The sequence below is a fragment of the Pseudoalteromonas sp. Z9A4 genome (assembly GCF_011378845.1).
Lineage (GTDB): Bacteria > Pseudomonadota > Gammaproteobacteria > Enterobacterales > Alteromonadaceae > Pseudoalteromonas > Pseudoalteromonas arctica.
The window spans coordinates 1-16,233 of record NZ_WTLA01000020.1 but is presented as its reverse complement, the minus strand read 5'-3'; the positions used below and the strand labels follow the sequence as shown (position 1 = coordinate 16,233).

General features: G+C 34.6%; 11 protein-coding genes and 1 pseudogene. 11 read left to right on the top strand and 1 reads right to left on the bottom strand.

Annotation, left to right across the window (positions count from 1 at the left end):
- Nucleotides 1–164: 164 nt before the first annotated feature.
- From GQR54_RS13960 to GQR54_RS19775, 11 genes are all read left to right on the top strand, one after another.
- Nucleotides 165–2,099, top strand: coding sequence for a nucleoside-diphosphate sugar epimerase/dehydratase (locus GQR54_RS13960; RefSeq protein ID WP_166378378.1), 1,935 nt, complete (start codon nucleotides 165–167; stop codon nucleotides 2,097–2,099).
- Nucleotides 2,100–2,162: 63 nt separating this feature from the next.
- Nucleotides 2,163–3,263 (top strand): dTDP-glucose 4,6-dehydratase, encoded by a 1,101-nt coding sequence (gene rfbB / locus GQR54_RS13955; RefSeq protein WP_166378376.1) that lies wholly within the window; start codon nucleotides 2,163–2,165, stop codon nucleotides 3,261–3,263.
- A gap of 1 nt (nucleotide 3,264) precedes the next feature.
- The gene (rfbA, locus tag GQR54_RS13950) at nucleotides 3,265–4,137 is read left to right on the top strand and encodes a glucose-1-phosphate thymidylyltransferase RfbA (RefSeq protein ID WP_166378374.1); all 873 of its coding nucleotides are present in this window, start codon (nucleotides 3,265–3,267) and stop codon (nucleotides 4,135–4,137) included.
- Entirely contained in the window at nucleotides 4,137–5,012 is an 876-nt protein-coding gene (gene rfbD, locus GQR54_RS13945; RefSeq protein WP_166378372.1) for a dTDP-4-dehydrorhamnose reductase, read from the top strand. The genes rfbA and rfbD overlap by 1 nt, the downstream gene beginning before the upstream one ends.
- A gap of 13 nt (nucleotides 5,013–5,025) precedes the next feature.
- Entirely contained in the window at nucleotides 5,026–5,577 is a 552-nt protein-coding gene (rfbC, locus tag GQR54_RS13940; protein WP_166378370.1) for a dTDP-4-dehydrorhamnose 3,5-epimerase, read from the top strand.
- A 193-nt stretch (nucleotides 5,578–5,770) separates the two neighbouring features.
- Nucleotides 5,771–6,709 carry a KpsF/GutQ family sugar-phosphate isomerase gene (locus GQR54_RS13935; protein ID WP_166378369.1) on the top strand — a complete coding sequence of 313 codons (939 nt, stop codon included), beginning with the start codon at nucleotides 5,771–5,773 and terminating at the stop codon, nucleotides 6,707–6,709.
- Nucleotide 6,710: 1 nt separating this feature from the next.
- Entirely contained in the window at nucleotides 6,711–8,009 is a 1,299-nt protein-coding gene (locus GQR54_RS13930) for a cytidyltransferase (RefSeq protein ID WP_166378368.1), read from the top strand.
- Between the two features lie 39 nt (nucleotides 8,010–8,048).
- Nucleotides 8,049–9,245: an oligosaccharide flippase family protein gene (locus GQR54_RS13925; protein ID WP_166378367.1), complete on the top strand. Its 1,197-nt coding sequence runs from the start codon at nucleotides 8,049–8,051 to the stop codon at nucleotides 9,243–9,245.
- Nucleotides 9,205–10,395 carry a hypothetical protein gene (locus GQR54_RS13920; protein ID WP_166378365.1) on the top strand — a complete coding sequence of 397 codons (1,191 nt, stop codon included), beginning with the start codon at nucleotides 9,205–9,207 and terminating at the stop codon, nucleotides 10,393–10,395. The genes GQR54_RS13925 and GQR54_RS13920 overlap by 41 nt, the downstream gene beginning before the upstream one ends.
- Before the next feature lie 31 nt (nucleotides 10,396–10,426).
- Complete coding sequence (locus GQR54_RS13915) at nucleotides 10,427–11,278, top strand: hypothetical protein (RefSeq protein WP_166378363.1); 852 nt, start codon at nucleotides 10,427–10,429, stop codon at nucleotides 11,276–11,278.
- A gap of 849 nt (nucleotides 11,279–12,127) precedes the next feature.
- On the top strand, nucleotides 12,128–14,077 hold the full coding sequence (locus GQR54_RS19775; protein ID WP_166378361.1) for an SGNH hydrolase domain-containing protein: 1,950 nt from the start codon (nucleotides 12,128–12,130) through the stop codon (nucleotides 14,075–14,077).
- A 503-nt stretch (nucleotides 14,078–14,580) separates the two neighbouring features.
- On the opposite strand, the pseudogene GQR54_RS13905 reads toward GQR54_RS19775, so the two are convergent.
- Nucleotides 14,581–15,962, bottom strand: a pseudogene (locus GQR54_RS13905) (MBL fold metallo-hydrolase).
- Nucleotides 15,963–16,233 lie beyond the last annotated feature (271 nt).

Sequence of the window (16,233 nt, the reverse complement as noted above, 5' to 3'; positions counted from 1 at the left end):
AGGCTTCAGCAATACAGAGGTTTACAAGAAAAAAACTAATATATAATGGCTGTATTAGTTCGTGTATGTAGTATTAAATAATTAAGTGCAATAGCTGTTCATCTTGTAGTAAAATTGAATGTAACAGAATAGTACTATTGCTGCTTGCTCCAGGGAAATGTGTTGTGTTTTTTAAACTATTAGTTAATTTATCTCGCCCTCAAAAAAGAATTGTATCACTTGTTGTTGATAGCATTTTTATCATAATTGCTTTTTGGCTCGCTTTTTTACTAAGGCTTGACAGTACAGCTGTTTTAAAAAATGCACATACTTGGGTTTTACTTGCTGCACTGTTACCTGTTAGCTTACTGAGCTTTGTTAAGCTTGGGCTATATAGAGCCGTTTTACGTTATATGAATACGCAAGCAATGTGGGCAATTATTGCAGGGGTTTTGCTCTCAACAGCTTTTTTGACTGTTTTATCGTTTTTTCTGAGCGCTCCAGTACCAAGAACTGTTCCTTTTATTTACGCAAGTTTTTGTATTTTATTTGTTGGTGGGGCGAGGTTGACGGTAAGAGCATTGGTTGGCCAAGTAAATATGCGTCGTAAAGCGGGGGTTATTATCTATGGTGCAGGTTCGGCCGGCCGCCAATTAGCTATCGCGCTTGCAAATGGCCCCGAATACTCCCCTGTGGCATTTATAGACGACGACCCTAAAAAACATTTATCGTTAATACAAGGTATTTGTGTGCATGCACCTTCACAAATTGCTGAAATAGCAAAACAAAAAAGTGCTAGTAAAATTCTTCTTGCGCTCCCTAGTGCATCAAGAAGCCGCAGAAAAGAAGTCCTAAACGCAATAGAGAAATTTAAACTACAAGTTATGACCATACCTGGCATGGCAGATATTGTCTCTGGAATAACTAATCTTGATGAAATTAAAGATGTAGAAATAGACGATTTGCTAGGTCGGGATTCAGTCCAACCACGTGAAGATTTAATGTCGGCAAATATAGCTAATAAAGTAGTTATGGTAACGGGTGCTGGGGGCTCAATAGGTTCAGAGTTGTGTAGGCAAATAGTTAAAAATAACCCAGTTAAATTAGTATTATTTGAGCTGTCTGAATTTGCGTTATATGCAATTGAGAAAGAGTTATCAGAGTACTGTATTACAAATAATTTAAATATTGAAGTGCTGCCAATTTTGGGCTCGGTTCAGAACAAAAAATTAGTTGAATCAACGTTTTCAACGTTTTGTGTTCAAACGGTATACCATGCTGCTGCATATAAGCATGTCCCTCTAGTGGAGCATAATGTTGTTGAAGGTGTGCGTAATAATGTTTATGGTACATATAATGTAGCCACTGCTGCAATTAATACAAAAGTAGAAACTTTTGTATTAATTTCAACAGATAAAGCGGTTCGTCCAACAAATATAATGGGCACTACAAAGCGTATGGCTGAGTTAGTTCTGCAAGGTTTGTCTGAGATTCAAGGTACGACTCGCTTTACCATGGTGCGATTTGGTAATGTTTTAGGGTCGTCAGGTTCTGTTGTGCCATTATTCAGAAAGCAAATTAAAGCAGGTGGCCCTATAACGCTAACTCATCAAGACATCACTCGCTATTTTATGACGATTCCAGAAGCTGCTCAGTTAGTTATTCAAGCAGGCGCAATGGGAGTTGGTAGTGATGTATTTGTTCTGGATATGGGGGAGCCTGTAAAAATAAAAGATTTGGCAACTAAAATGGTGCACTTATCAGGGCTCGAAGTTAAACATAAGAAACGCCCTGATGGTGATATAGAAATAAAATGTACTGGCCTGCGACCTGGTGAAAAACTTTTTGAAGAGCTTTTAATTGGTGATAATGTAATTGGCACAGATCATCCAAGGATATTGAGTGCGCAAGAAGTGAAAATGCCATGGGCAGATCTTGATAAACTTTTAAATAAATTAAAGATAGCGTGTGACGAATCTAATCATACAGAAATAAGGCTGCTATTATTATCAGCCCCTACAGCATTTTCTCCAACTGATGGTATTTGCGATCTAAACTGGAAAGAAGCTTCCAGTAAACGATCAAATATCGTTGTATTATCGAATTTAAATGAGAACTAATTATTAAAATTTATAATGCCTTAATATAATTAAAGGCATTGTATAGAGTTTTTAAAGGCCCTTATGAAAATATTAGTAACAGGTGGTGCGGGTTTTATTGGCTCTGCGGTAATTCGCCATATTATGAATAACACTCAAGACGAAGTTATTAATCTAGATAAATTAACCTATGCAGGTAATTTAGAGTCGCTTAAATCGGTAAGTAATAACAAGCGTTATACTTTTGAGCAGGTTGATATATGTAACCGTGTTGAGCTTGATCGTGTTTTTAATACGCACAAACCAGATGCAGTAATGCATTTAGCGGCAGAAAGCCATGTTGACAGATCAATAACAGGGCCAAGCGATTTCATTCAAACAAATATAGTGGGTACTTATAATTTATTAGAAGCTGCTCGCCAATACTGGAACACCTTAACAGATACAGCTAAAGCCGCATTTAGATTTCATCATATATCTACCGATGAAGTATATGGTGATTTACTGCATCCAGATGAGCAAAAAAATAATGCGCAGGATAAATTGCCTTTATTTACAGAGCAAACTGCGTATGCACCCAGTAGCCCATATTCTGCCAGTAAAGCATCGAGTGACCATTTAGTACGTGCTTGGTTACGAACTTATGGCTTTCCGACTATTATTACCAATTGCTCTAATAATTATGGTCCGTATCATTTTCCTGAAAAACTAATACCATTAGTAATACTAAATGCCCTTGAAGGTAAAGACCTACCAATTTACGGTAAAGGTGATCAAATTCGTGACTGGCTTTATGTAGAAGATCATGCTCGTGCGTTATACAAAGTAGTTAGTGAAGGTGTTGTAGGCGAAACGTATAATATTGGCGGCCATAATGAAAAGCAAAATATTGAGGTAGTACAAACTATTTGCAGTATTTTAGATACATTAGTCCCTAAAAAAGTTAAATATGCTGAGCAAATTACCTATGTTACAGATCGCCCCGGGCACGATCGCCGATATGCAATTGATGCATCAAAAATGAGTGACGAACTTAACTGGACACCACTTGAGACCTTTGAAACAGGGCTTACAAAAACAATTCAATGGTATTTAGATAACCAAATGTGGTGTAAAAATGTGCAAGATGGTTCATACCAACGCGAACGCCTTGGTGAAATAAATACGCAAACTCAAGGAGAGTAGCATGAAAGGAATTATCCTTGCGGGCGGCTCCGGCACTCGCCTTTATCCATTAACTCGTGGTGTATCAAAGCAACTGCTTCCAGTATACGATAAGCCAATGGTGTATTATCCAATCTCGACATTAATGCTAGCTGGTATACGCGACATATTAATAATCACCACACCAGAAGATAGCGATAGCTTTAAGCGACTATTGGGAGATGGAAGTGATTACGGCATTAATTTAACTTATGCTGTACAACCGTCGCCAGATGGACTTGCACAAGCATTTATTATTGGCGAAGACTTTATTGGTGATGACAATGTGTGCTTGGTGCTTGGTGATAATATTTATTATGGGCAATCATTTAGCAAAATGCTAAAAAGTGCTGCAAGCAGAAAGATGGGCGCGACGATATTTGGTTATCAAGTAAAAGACCCTGAGCGCTTCGGTGTTGTAGAGTTTGACGAAAAAATGAAGGCTATTTCTATAGAAGAAAAACCAGAAAAGCCAAAGTCTAATTATGCAGTAACAGGGTTATATTTTTACGATAATCGAGTGGTTGAGTTAGCTAAACAAGTAAAACCATCACATCGTGGAGAGCTTGAAATAACAACATTAAATGAGATGTACCTAAATAATGGTACGCTTAATGTTGAATTACTGGGACGAGGCTTTGCTTGGCTCGATACTGGTACCCATGAAAGTCTCCATGAGGCTTCATCATTTGTTCAGACTATCGAAAACGTTCAAGGTTTAAAGGTAGCATGTTTAGAAGAGATAGCATGGCGCAACGGGTGGTTAAGTAAGAATGAGTTGCTTGCAATAGCTAAGCCAATGATGAAAAATGAATACGGCCAATACTTAACTCGTTTAGCGTCAGAGGCAAAGTAATGAAGGTTCTTATTACTGGTAAAAATGGTCAAGTCGGAAGCTCCTTGGTATCACAACTGAGTGATATACCTTCTATTGAATTTTTAGCATTAGGCCGCGATGAGCTTGATATAACTAACGCTGAACAAGTTAATGAAGTCGTAAATGAGCATAAGCCGAACATTATTATTAATGCAGCGGCATATACGGCGGTTGATAAAGCAGAATCTGAGATTGAGTTAGCAAATGCTATTAACAACGTTGGACCTAAAAATTTAGCAAAAGCAGCGGCGCAAGTAAATGCTGTAATTATTCATATATCAACTGACTATGTTTTTGCTGGCAATAAAGATGGTCTGTACACAGAGACTGATGAAGTAAATCCACAAAGCGTTTATGGCCAAACAAAGTTAGCAGGTGAGAAAAGCGTTGCACAAGAGTGTGATGCCCATATTATTTTGCGGACAGCATGGGTTTTTAGTGAGTATGGAAATAATTTTGTAAAAACGATGCTTCGTTTAGCGCAAACACGCGACACTCTCGGTGTTGTAGGGGACCAATTTGGCGGCCCTACATACGCAGGTGATATAGCCAAAGCCATAATTAGCATAATACAACAACTTCACCAGGGTAGTACTAAGTTCGGTGTTTATAACTATTCCGGTTATCCACATGTTAGTTGGCAACAATTTGCATCAGAAATTTTCGCCAAAGGATTGTCACAGCAAGTGATTGAAAGACCGATTACAGTTAATGCAATCTCAACCTCCGAATACCCAACTCCCGCTAAACGCCCAGCTAATTCAAAATTAGACTGTAGTAAAATCATAATAGATTTCACTATACAACCTAGTGACTGGAACGCCGCATTAAACACTATTCAACAATATAAATAAGCAGGCTGAAAGTATGAAAGTAATAGATACCACTATTCCAGATGTTAAAATTATAGAGCCTGCTGTATTCGGGGATGAGCGTGGTTTTTTTATGGAAACGTGGAGCCAAAAAAAGTTTGAAGAGCTAGTTACAGGTAAGCCGACCTTTTTTGTACAAGATAATCACTCTAAATCTAAGAAAGGTATTTTACGTGGCTTACATTACCAAACTGAAAACACTCAAGGCAAATTAGTGCGAGTAACATCTGGTGAAGTATTTGATGTGGCAGTGGATATTCGTGAAGGTTCTCCAACATACGGGCAGTGGGTCGGTGTGTATTTATCGGCAGAAAATAAACGACAGTTGTGGGTGCCAAAGGGCTTTGCTCATGGATTCTATGTAACAAGTGAAGAAGCTGAGTTTGTATATAAGTGCACCGATTATTACAACCCGGAATTTGAAGTTACGATAGCTTGGGATGATAAGCAAATTGATATTAATTGGCCTATGTTAAGTTCGCCTTTACTATCAGATAAGGATAGTAAGGGCTTAACTTTAGCGTCAATATCCCCTTTGGAAATTTGATTTTAGTATTAAATAAAATGGTATAGAGCATAAGTAAGCCCTATTAAAAGTTTGTTATAGATGAGTTTTATAGATAGTTGTACTTTTTATTAATTGGAAGAAGTTACACTTCTTTTAATTAATTGTTTTTATATGCAACTTAAATTTTATAATGAGCTTTTTAGTGATTGGATTATGTATTTAAAGGTAGGTTATGTTTTTAAAAATTGCTAATGAAGTCATCGAAAATGAAATTCAAGGCATTAGAGAGGTTCAAGCTAATCTTGATGATGAATTTGAGAAGTTAATAACGTTTATAGCCCAATCAAGTGGTCGAGTTGTAATGTGTGGTATGGGAAAGTCTGGACATATTGCAAAAAAGATATTTGCTACTTTAGTTAGTACTGGTACACCTAGTATGTTTATGCATCCAGCCGAAGCATTTCATGGTGATTTAGGAATGATAAAAAGTGAAGATGTTTTCTTTACTATTTCTAATTCAGGGGAGACTCCTGAAGTCACTCAGTTATTGCCGTTTATAAAAGCAAATGGTAACACGTTGGTAGCAATGACTGGTGATAAAAACTCTACTTTAGGGTTGGCGTCTGATTACCACATCAGCATAGGTGTTTCTAAAGAAGCTTGCTTATTAAATTTAGCACCAACAACCTCCACTACAGTATCTTTAGTTATAGGTGATGCAATTGCAATATCACTTATGACAGCAAAAAACTTTAAAGCTGAAAATTTTGCACAGTATCATCCCGGTGGAAGTTTGGGCCGTAAGTTATTATTAACAGTGAAGGATGTTTGTCGTAATCCTATTTTTGCAAATGAATCTATGAACTTGATAGAGGTTTTGCAGCTTATGGCAGAACATTTAGCAGGTCTTGTGGTAGTAGGTAGTGAAAATAATTGCCTGGGTATTATCACTGATGGTGATATACGTAAGTTCCTAATGAATACAGAACATCAAAGCATTCGAGATATTAAAGCTCACGAGTTAATGACAAAAAAACCATATGCAATACCTATTGGTACAAAGTGTGCTTTTGCAGATCTCGAGATGGAGCGTTTAGGAATTAACTCTTTATTAGTTGAAAGTAATAACAATATTGTCGGCGTATACGATAATTTAAACAGGAATAAATAATATGAAGGTAGTGGCATTTTTACCAGCAAAAGGTTCGAGTTCAAGAATCGAAAGCAAAAATATGAGATTAATGGATGGGAAACCTTTATTTTTACATACATTAGAAAAATTAGTCGACTCAAATATTTTTGATGATGTATACCTTGATACAGAGTCAGATGATGTAATTGAAGCTGCCTCAGAAGTTAACTGCAAAATATTAAGAAGAGATCAAGAGCTTGCAACCAATAAAACTGATGGTAATCAGATGTTTATGAATGAGGTGCGTCAAGTCGAGGCTGATATTTATGTACAGGTTTTATGTACAAGCCCTTTTATTTGCATGGATACAATAGCTAAAGGTATAGATGTCTTAAAAAATAATGATGACTATGACTCAGCTGTCCTTGTTAGAAAAGAAAAAATTTATACATGGGATCATAATGGACCCAAATATAATGTTGAAAAAATACCTAATAGTGTGGACTTAGATGATACGGTTATAGAAACAATGGGGCTTTATATCGTCAAAAAAGAAGCTGCACTGAAAACTAAAAGGCGTATAGGTAACACACCACTTCAGCTAGAAGCATCCCCTTTGGAAGCTATTGACGTAAATTGGCCAGATGACTTTTTGTTGGCTGAATTGATTGCTGCAGGTAAAAGAGAGCGTACAAGAAAGCTATTAGGTAATATAAAAAACCATCTAACAAGTTGCATTTTATCTGATTTATTAGATGATCTAGGTTACCCAGACCAAGTTATAAAAGGTTTAACCCCTAATTTCAACGGTACGAAGCTATTGGGGCGAGCAAAAACTCTGAGACTGCGCAAGCTTAAAGATGGAGAGTGTTTTAAAGGTATTTATGATGCGTTATATAGTTACGATACAATCGTACCAGATGATATTATTTTAGTTGAAAACGAAACTGATGAATTCGCATATTTCGGAGAGTTAAATGCTAATCTGGCTATTCGTTCTGGTGCATCGGGTGTAATTGTCAATGGGAAGACAAGAGATGGGATGGAGGTCATGAGTACAGGGCTGCCTGTTTTTTCAAAAGGTTATAGTTGCCAGGATGTACGAAAAAGAGCAACGCTCGATAATTTTAATAAAACAATAAACTTAAATGGTATCGCTGTAGAGCCTGAGTGCTTAGTTTTTGCTGATGATGAAGGTGTAATAATAATCCCTAAGCTAATTGAAAACCAAGTAATAGAAGAGGTTTACAAGCGCACTGCTAATGAAAAGAAAATACTATCTGAAATTGCTAGTGGCGTTGAAATATCAGAGATAACTAAAAAATACGGCTTCTTTTAATATAATAATTAAGGCAAAATATTGCCTTTAGGTTCACGAGTGAAAAAAAATGTCTATAGCAATGTTTTTATAATTATAATCACATTGCTCCCTCCTCTGTTTTCTATTCCAATTTTAACTAATGGTTTAGGACTAAGTGTTTACGGTCAATATATGGCCGATTTGTCATTTATTCTTTTACTTGTAGTATTGAGTGATTTAGGCTTTGGAATGTTTTTACCTAAAATATTGGCACAAAGCGAAAGCTTGTCTGAAAAATCTCAAATTGTAACAAGTTTTTTTGCGGTAAAAATACTTGTTTTGCCACTTATTTTATTTATTGCCTTTTTATATTTTAATAAGACGGAAAGTAATTACTCTATCTTTTTCTTATTTTACTTAGCTATTATAAATTTTAATCTAACACCTATTATGAATGGCTTAGAGCTTTATAGTAAGCTTGTGATTACTACGGTTGTTAGTAAGTTAGTTTTCGTTTTTAGTATTTTTTACTTTAACTTTCAAAGTGATGGGTTATTTAAAATAATAGTTATACAAGTAGTGACACAATTTATTGTTTTTATTATGAACTTTTTTATCGTGAGTAAAATCGTAAGTTTTAACTTAAATATTAAAAAAACAATATTAATCATTAGAGAGGCATTCGGTTATTATATATCTAAGTTATTTGTAAATATATACCAGCAATCAAGTACTTATATCGTGTCTATGTTCTTGTCATTAGAATCTGTAGCATTGTACTCAATTGCGATTCAGTTATATAAGGTAGGTCAGTCATTTATAGGTGCTGTTTCAAGGGTATTACTAACGACTATAGTAAAATCGAAAGATTTTAAGGTTTTATTTACTTACACAAAAATAACGTTGGCTATTTATTCTTTGGGTTTGATAGTTGTCTTATTATTTTCTAATGTGATCTTAGGTTTCTTTCTGACATTAGACACTCAGATCTTAGGAACGTTAGTTGAAATTTTATATATATCGTTAATATTCGTTGTATTTTCTTCTTATTATGGTTATCCAGCACTATCAGCTATTAATAAAGATAACTATGCTCACATAGGTATTTTCTTGTCATCAGTAGGTTACTTTCTTAGTGTGACCTTCTTTTATTTAATGAATCACATGGGCTTAATTCAATTAGTACTTTGTATATTTTTTGCTGATTTGATAGGTATGCTGTCTAGGTTATATTATGCGAAAAAATTTGGGGTGTTCTGTGTCAATAAACTATAAAAACTATAAAAACTATAAAAATAAATTTAAAGGTTTAAGCTATAAAGGGTACCCATTAGATCGTGTTCTTGGTAGCTACCTCATTCATATGGAGTATGAAGGGGGGAGGGAGTTTGCAATGAGGACATTATTTTCAAATGCTGAAGTTAATTTAACTAACGATGACTTATTAATTACTTACACGACGGAACGAATAGATTACCAAATGTTGATGAAGGCGTACTTCCCAGAAGGACGCTTTCAATGTTTATCAAGTTCTACTTCATTAAAGGCTCAACTTAAAAAATACTATATGCCTATCATGATGTCTTTTTTTTCTACTTTTGTTTTTCTTAAAAGAAATAATTGCTTTTTAAAGTTTAATTATAAAGAATTGCTCTTACTTGCTTATAGTATAAGAGTTATTGATAACTTGGAGAAAAAAGAAATAAAATGTAAGCGATATATTGCCTTTAATAGCTCATATAAACTTGAATCATTTCTATCTTTTTATTTCAGGAAAAGACACATCCCTACGTATAGCTTACAACATGGGATGTATTTTAATTACCCCATAGACAATGTACCGAAAGATATAATCAATTATGAGAATATTTGTTCCCAGTATATTTTTTGTTGGGGTGAATATAGCCAAAATGTTATTGATAAATTTAAGTATAGTGATACCAAATCTATTGTTGTAGGTAACCCCTTGGTTTGCCCTCCACTGAAAAGGAATCATGAATCTGAATCGATCTATGTATTATTACCAAGACTTATATATTTAACTGAGTCATTAGAGTTGCTGTCTATGCTGCCTGATAATTTTAAATACTTAATAAGGCCACATCCAAGTATCAAGGAAAATATTGAAGAATGTGTTTTGTCTTCAAAGAACATGACACTTGATACTAGTGAATCTGGTATTGAAATGATGAGTAAATTGACATTTCGAGCCGTGATAGCTTTTAATTCTACAATGGTTTTCCAAGCAGTGCATCAAGAACAGAAGCTATTATGTTTTGAGCGTAATACTGAACTTGATTTAGCGGGTTTTAATTCGTTTAAAAGCGTAGGTGAATTGAATAATTTACTAGGAAAAGAGATTAAAAATAATTCTAGTAAATTAAGTTATTATAAAGAGTTTGAAGGTTTAAATTGGGTATTATAATACTCAACAATGCTTATAATAAGGTGGCAAAATGATTGACTGTGCTTTTTTAGTATTGTTGTATGGGAAAGAGATTAGAGACTCGTCAACTGTTAATTCCTTAAATGATCTGAGTGTTCATTTGTATGATTCGAAAGTGGTAATTTGGAATAATGGACCTAAATCTCTTTATGGTACTGAGCTAATAAACCTAGAGTTTCAATTTGATTTTATAGAAACAATTAATAATAAATCACTCTCTGAAATTTATAATGAGTTTATATCAGGTATTGATGCTAAAAAGTACATAATTCTTGATGATGACTCAGAAATCTCATTAGCTTATATACAAAGGGTACTTGCTTTACGTGACAATGAAGTTGGTATGCCTATTATTACATGTAATTCAGATGTTATTTACCCCATCATTAATGGTGTTCCTGTAGATAAGAAAACATCTAAACTTGTACTAAGTGATGAATATATATTAACTATAGGGAGTGGTTTGGTTGTTGGCTCTAAAGTTGGGGAAAAAATAAAAAATAAATTCGATAATATTTTTGATGAAAATTTTTATTTCTACGGCGTTGATTTTACTTTTTGCTATAGATTAAATTTATTAAAATTAAATTCAAAAGTTAAAGTTATTGCGGGTTTTAACCATAAATTATCTAAACTAGAGAAAGAAAGCGATGTAAAAAAGCATTTTCGTAAACTTGAAAGATCTTATGATTTTGGCTTGCAATTGAGGTATTACAATACGAAAAGTATAGCTTTATTGAAATTAACTAAATTCACTATAAGACATATGTCTAATTACTTAATAAATAAAAAAAATGGTCTTTATTTATCAATTATATTTAAAGCTTTCCTTACAGGTCGCCACTATAAAAATAAAATATAGAGAGCTGTAGAGCTCCATATATAGGGGGAACCTTGAAAATGCTATGTTATCACAATGCAATAAGGTTAAACTTTCAATATAAATGTTAAATTTTATTTTTTAATACGTACAGGTTTATTTTTTTATCATATGTTTATTACACCAATTATATTAAATTAGTGAGCTATCATAGCGCTAAGAAATTAGCGTAATAACAAGGTGAAATTATGACATTTAATTGTTTTATAAGAATAGTTTTTAACGCAGTGAGTAAGCTATTTAATGCGATAGAATGAGCATGTTTTCTAATGATATTAGTATGCTCTTAATGCTTAAAGATTATCATGTTAAAAGGTATTACATTAGTACAATCTAAGCTTAAGCGCTAATTAATGCCGGGAAGTTTATTTTTCTAGTTGCGTGATTATCAAGTCAATGGTTTTCATTGAGTTAATGTGGTCACTTAAAAACCTTAATAGAAAGAATATTATATTCTCGCTTGAATTTTATGTGGGGGTAAGTCGCTGTATAATATTTGCATCCACCGCTTATTGTTTTAGAACTGAAAAACGGACGCGCCAGCGTGTTTCTGAGTTGCTTTTGTATTATGCTTTAAAAATTTGATGCGTCATTTAATGACTAGACATAAACAGAGGCTATTAAGTTTATGTGCATTGCTTTTTTTATGAGCTATATAGCCACGGTAAAGCATCCAACGTTAAGCAAGGTATCCAAGGTATGGGATTTAGATCTATACACTGGGACAGTTCATGGTTATTTGTCGTTCGTCTATGATTGATATTGCCCTGATATTTATCAATGGTTGAAAATATGTGTAATCATTTAACAAAATTTAGAAAAGGAAATTAAGTGAGATTTAGATTAGATATCAATGGATTAAGGGCTTTTGCAGTGATTGCAGTCGTATTATTTCACTTTAATTCATCGTGGATGCCTGGTGGTTTTGCGGGGGTAGATGTTTTTTTTGTTATTTCCGGCTTTTTAATGACGGGGATAATTTTTAGAGGACTTGAAAGTTCCGATTTTTCTATTCTTAAATTTTATATAGCTAGGGCTAATAGGATAATTCCAGCATTAGCAATATTGTGTTTTGTGTTACTTCTTTTTGGATGGTTTTACTTTACACCATCGGATTATATGCAGTTAGGTAAACATGTTTTAAGTAGCCTAGCTTTTTTATCTAATGTGACTTACTGGAGAGAGGCAGGTTATTTTGATAGTTCATCACATAGTAAATGGTTGCTTCATACTTGGTCTTTATCTGTCGAGTGGCAATTTTATATTATTTATCCATTATTATTAACTTTTACATATAGATTTGTTTCTATAAAAAAAATGAAATTATTGGTTTTGCTAAGCACTGTTTTTTTCTTTCTTCTGTGTGTTTTTACTACTTACAATTGGCCTACGTCTTCATATTACCTTTTACCTTCAAGGGCCTGGGAGATGTTGTTAGGTGGGGTCGCTTACCTTTACCCTTTTCGATTGAAGCAAAAATATAAAAAAGCATTAGAAATTTCGGGTTTGATATTAATGATTTATTCATATTTATTTATATCAAAAGAGGCCCCTTGGCCTGGGTATTTAGCTTTAATCCCTAGCTTGGGTGCTTTTTTCATTATTCAAGCCCAACAAGAAAATAGCTTTATAACCGCAAATATGGTTTTTCAAAAAATTGGAACTTGGTCATATTCTATTTATCTATGGCATTGGCCTATTGTTGTTGCCATTTATTACTTATCACTTGATTATGTATATACTTATTTAGGTTTGGCTCTCTCTCTTATTTTAGGGTTTATTAGCTATAATTTTATTGAATTAATTCGATTTAAGAATGATTTTACTAATCTAATAGGTTACCTAAAGTGTAAACCGCTATATATATCTATTAGTATTTTTTGTATAGGAAGTTTTGTTTTTTTTAACAATGGTTTTCCGCAGAGATTGACGAAGGAACAATTAAGAATAATAAATTATGATAAGATTCTTGTTAATGGATTGAGTGATAAAGAAAAAGCATTGAAAAATGGATGTGACTTAAGAGCTATGGATTCGAGTCCTGCTTGTACCCAGTTAGATAGTATTAACTATAAGCCATCTGCCATAATACTTGGAGATAGCCATGCAGGAGCAATCGCAACAGGGGTCTATGAATCATTGATACGAATAAAAGGTAATGGGGAAATCCTAAATGCTGGAGCTTATGGCTGTGTACCTTTATTGAATATGAATCATAGCGATCAGAGCCGGGATCGCTGTAAAACATATAATAAATATATATATAAAGAGATAAAAAAGCATTATCAAAAGGTGCCAATAATAATACTATCGCGCTTTAATTTATATACATTAGGGTTTAATGAAAAAGGAGATGTTAATAAACCATACATGTTTTTAAATGAAATCGAGTTTAATGAAGCTTATAAAGCAGAGTATGAAAAAAACTTCATAAAAAGCATATGCTCTTTATCCAAAAATAACCCCGTATTCATATTAAAGCCGCTACCTGAATTTGGTTTCTCAATACCTAAAAGAATGGCGGAAAATTCTTTACTGTCCATTTCTAGTAATAATTATATCACCGAACCAGAGTACCTAAATCGTAATTTATTTTCTGAACACTTGCTTAACGAGGTTAGAAATCAATGTAGTGTAGTCATCATAAATGCTAATAATGAGTTTTTACAAAATGAGAAGTACTACGGCGAAAGGGATGGCTTGCCTTTGTATGTCGACGATAACCACTTGAATGCATTAGGTGCTAATGTTATTTCACACTATTTTGATAGTGTGTGGTAGGTGGTAGGTGAGAGTTTTTTATGGACGCTGGCTTACTTATTACTTTCGAAACAATATTGCTAAGTGTAAGGATAGTTGTAGTCTTTAACTTTAAACTGCGTAGTATTAATTTAATATCGGATTACTAAGCAATTTAATTACCGCGGTGGGTAAACTACTCTCGAAGAAAGAGACCAAAAGCAAAGATTTTATACCAACCTGCTCAATTAAGCAGTCTATTTAGGGGTAAGGAAATCGTGTTGATAACAAAGTGAAATTCCGTTATTTACTTGTTTTAGATAAGAGACTTTTAACGCAGTTAGCGTTATCTTCAATCCCTAAAATTGATTAGGTACTATTGCAGAACGGTACTAGATATTAATTTAACCTAAATATTTCTAAGTAGCGCGCCTATGTATTCTGTGATTGGAAAAACTATGTAGGCGTTTCTTACCTTTTAGAGTATGAGGTTCAACACGTGATTGACGGTTCAAGCCCAAAACGGCGTGTGGCGAAGCCCGAACTTATTCTTTAGCAACTTCAACTTTTACTTCATTTCCCAATATTTCTTTATACTTGGTAGCCAATACATTTTTTGCTTCATTGTCGCCGTGCACTATTTTTATGTGACTTGGTTTTTTATGCATACCTGTTACAAATTTAATTAATCCATTTTGATCTGCATGTGCGCTGTAACCGCTTATAGTGTGTATTTTTGCGTTTATGGTAATACGTGTATTGTTAATAATCACATAGCCACCACTTGGGCCGTATTTTTGTATATTGCGCCCTAATGTACCTCTGCCTTGGTAACCTACAAATACTACATCTGTTGTTTTATCTCCCAAAAACTGCTCAAGATAATTAACTATTCGGCCGCCGCTACACATGCCGCTAGCGGCTAAAATAATGGCGGGGGTTTGGTGCGTGGCTAAGTAATTAATAATAGCTTTGTGCTCGTGATGCGTATCAATTGTTGTTAGGTTTTTAAAATCGAGTGGGTGGCGCCCTTTAGCAACCTTGCGCTTTGCCTCACTATCCCATAGGTGTTTAAATTTTTTGTACTGCTCGGTAAAATTTGCCGCCATGGGGGAATCGAGTATTACGTGAATGTCTCGCCACTTAGAATTTTTAGGCGCCTTATGAATTAGTTGCTCAAGTTCGTAAAGTAATTCTTGTGTGCGGCCAATACTAAAAGCAGGAACCACACAACCCCATTGTCGGCAACTGCATGCTCTATGACTGATTTTAAAGTTTGTGTGCGTTCTTTGCGGCCTTGATGGTTTTTGTCGCCATAGGTCGATTCTATAACTAGAGTGTCGGCTTTGTAAGGTGGCTTTGGTGCAGGTAAAAGGGGAGTGTAAGGTGCGCCTAAATCGCCTGAAAAAACGACTCGATGTGTGTTTTTGCTCGAGCTTGTTTTATTTATAATATCAATTTCGACATAGGCTGAGCCTAATATATGCCCCGCACGTTGAAACCTCGCTTTAGCCGTTTGTTCACCTTTACATGGTAATTCAAACCAGCTTTTATAATCTACAGCAATAATACGTTTTTTTAATAAGCTTAAACACGCTTTTATAATTTTAGGATCGCGAGTAACGCCTACTTTTAATGCGTCTTCAATCACCAGTGGTAATAAACTAGCTGACGCTAGAGTGGTAAAAATTGGCCCTTTAAAGCCAGCGGCTAATAAGTAAGGAATTCGCCCAACGTGATCAATATGGCAATGAGTAACAATAAGCGCTGTGATGTTAGTAATATTAAACTCGATTGATAAATCAGCTTTAGAGTTTTCACCTTGAAATAATCCGCAATCAATTAGTATGCTTGTGTGCTTATTAATTGCCAGCTCGTGGCAGGAGCCAGTTACACCATTAACAGCTCCGTGATGAAGTATTTGCATTTTCATTGCCTTATATTATTAATTTACCTTGTAAGTTTAAGGTAGAAGCAAACCGTTCAAGATTCAAGAACGGGTGGGGGGGGGTTATATTTGTAGGCGGGGTTTACGCCGCGCTTGTTGAGTTGCTTTATTGGTGCGGCATAATGATAAGAGCTGCGCGAGGTAAACTCCCGCCTACGGGGGTAACACCGATCAGTTAAGGTATTTTTGATCGGTTGACCGATCTTTTGGTTGCTTCACAATACCCTTATCATCTTTTGATTATGAGGGT

Excerpts from the sequence above, each read along its gene's own strand:
- rfbB (WP_166378376.1), top strand. The coding sequence starts at position 2,163 with ATGAAAATATTAGTAACAGGTGGTGCGGGTTTTATTGGCTCTGCGGTA.
- rfbA (WP_166378374.1), top strand. The coding sequence starts at position 3,265 with ATGAAAGGAATTATCCTTGCGGGCGGCTCCGGCACTCGCCTTTATCCA.
- rfbD (WP_166378372.1), top strand. The coding sequence starts at position 4,137 with ATGAAGGTTCTTATTACTGGTAAAAATGGTCAAGTCGGAAGCTCCTTG.
- rfbC (WP_166378370.1), top strand. The coding sequence starts at position 5,026 with ATGAAAGTAATAGATACCACTATTCCAGATGTTAAAATTATAGAGCCT.
- GQR54_RS13935 (WP_166378369.1), top strand. The coding sequence starts at position 5,771 with ATGTTTTTAAAAATTGCTAATGAAGTCATCGAAAATGAAATTCAAGGC.
- GQR54_RS13930 (WP_166378368.1), top strand. The coding sequence starts at position 6,711 with ATGAAGGTAGTGGCATTTTTACCAGCAAAAGGTTCGAGTTCAAGAATC.
- GQR54_RS13920 (WP_166378365.1), top strand. The coding sequence starts at position 9,205 with ATGCGAAAAAATTTGGGGTGTTCTGTGTCAATAAACTATAAAAACTAT.
- GQR54_RS13915 (WP_166378363.1), top strand. The coding sequence starts at position 10,427 with ATGATTGACTGTGCTTTTTTAGTATTGTTGTATGGGAAAGAGATTAGA.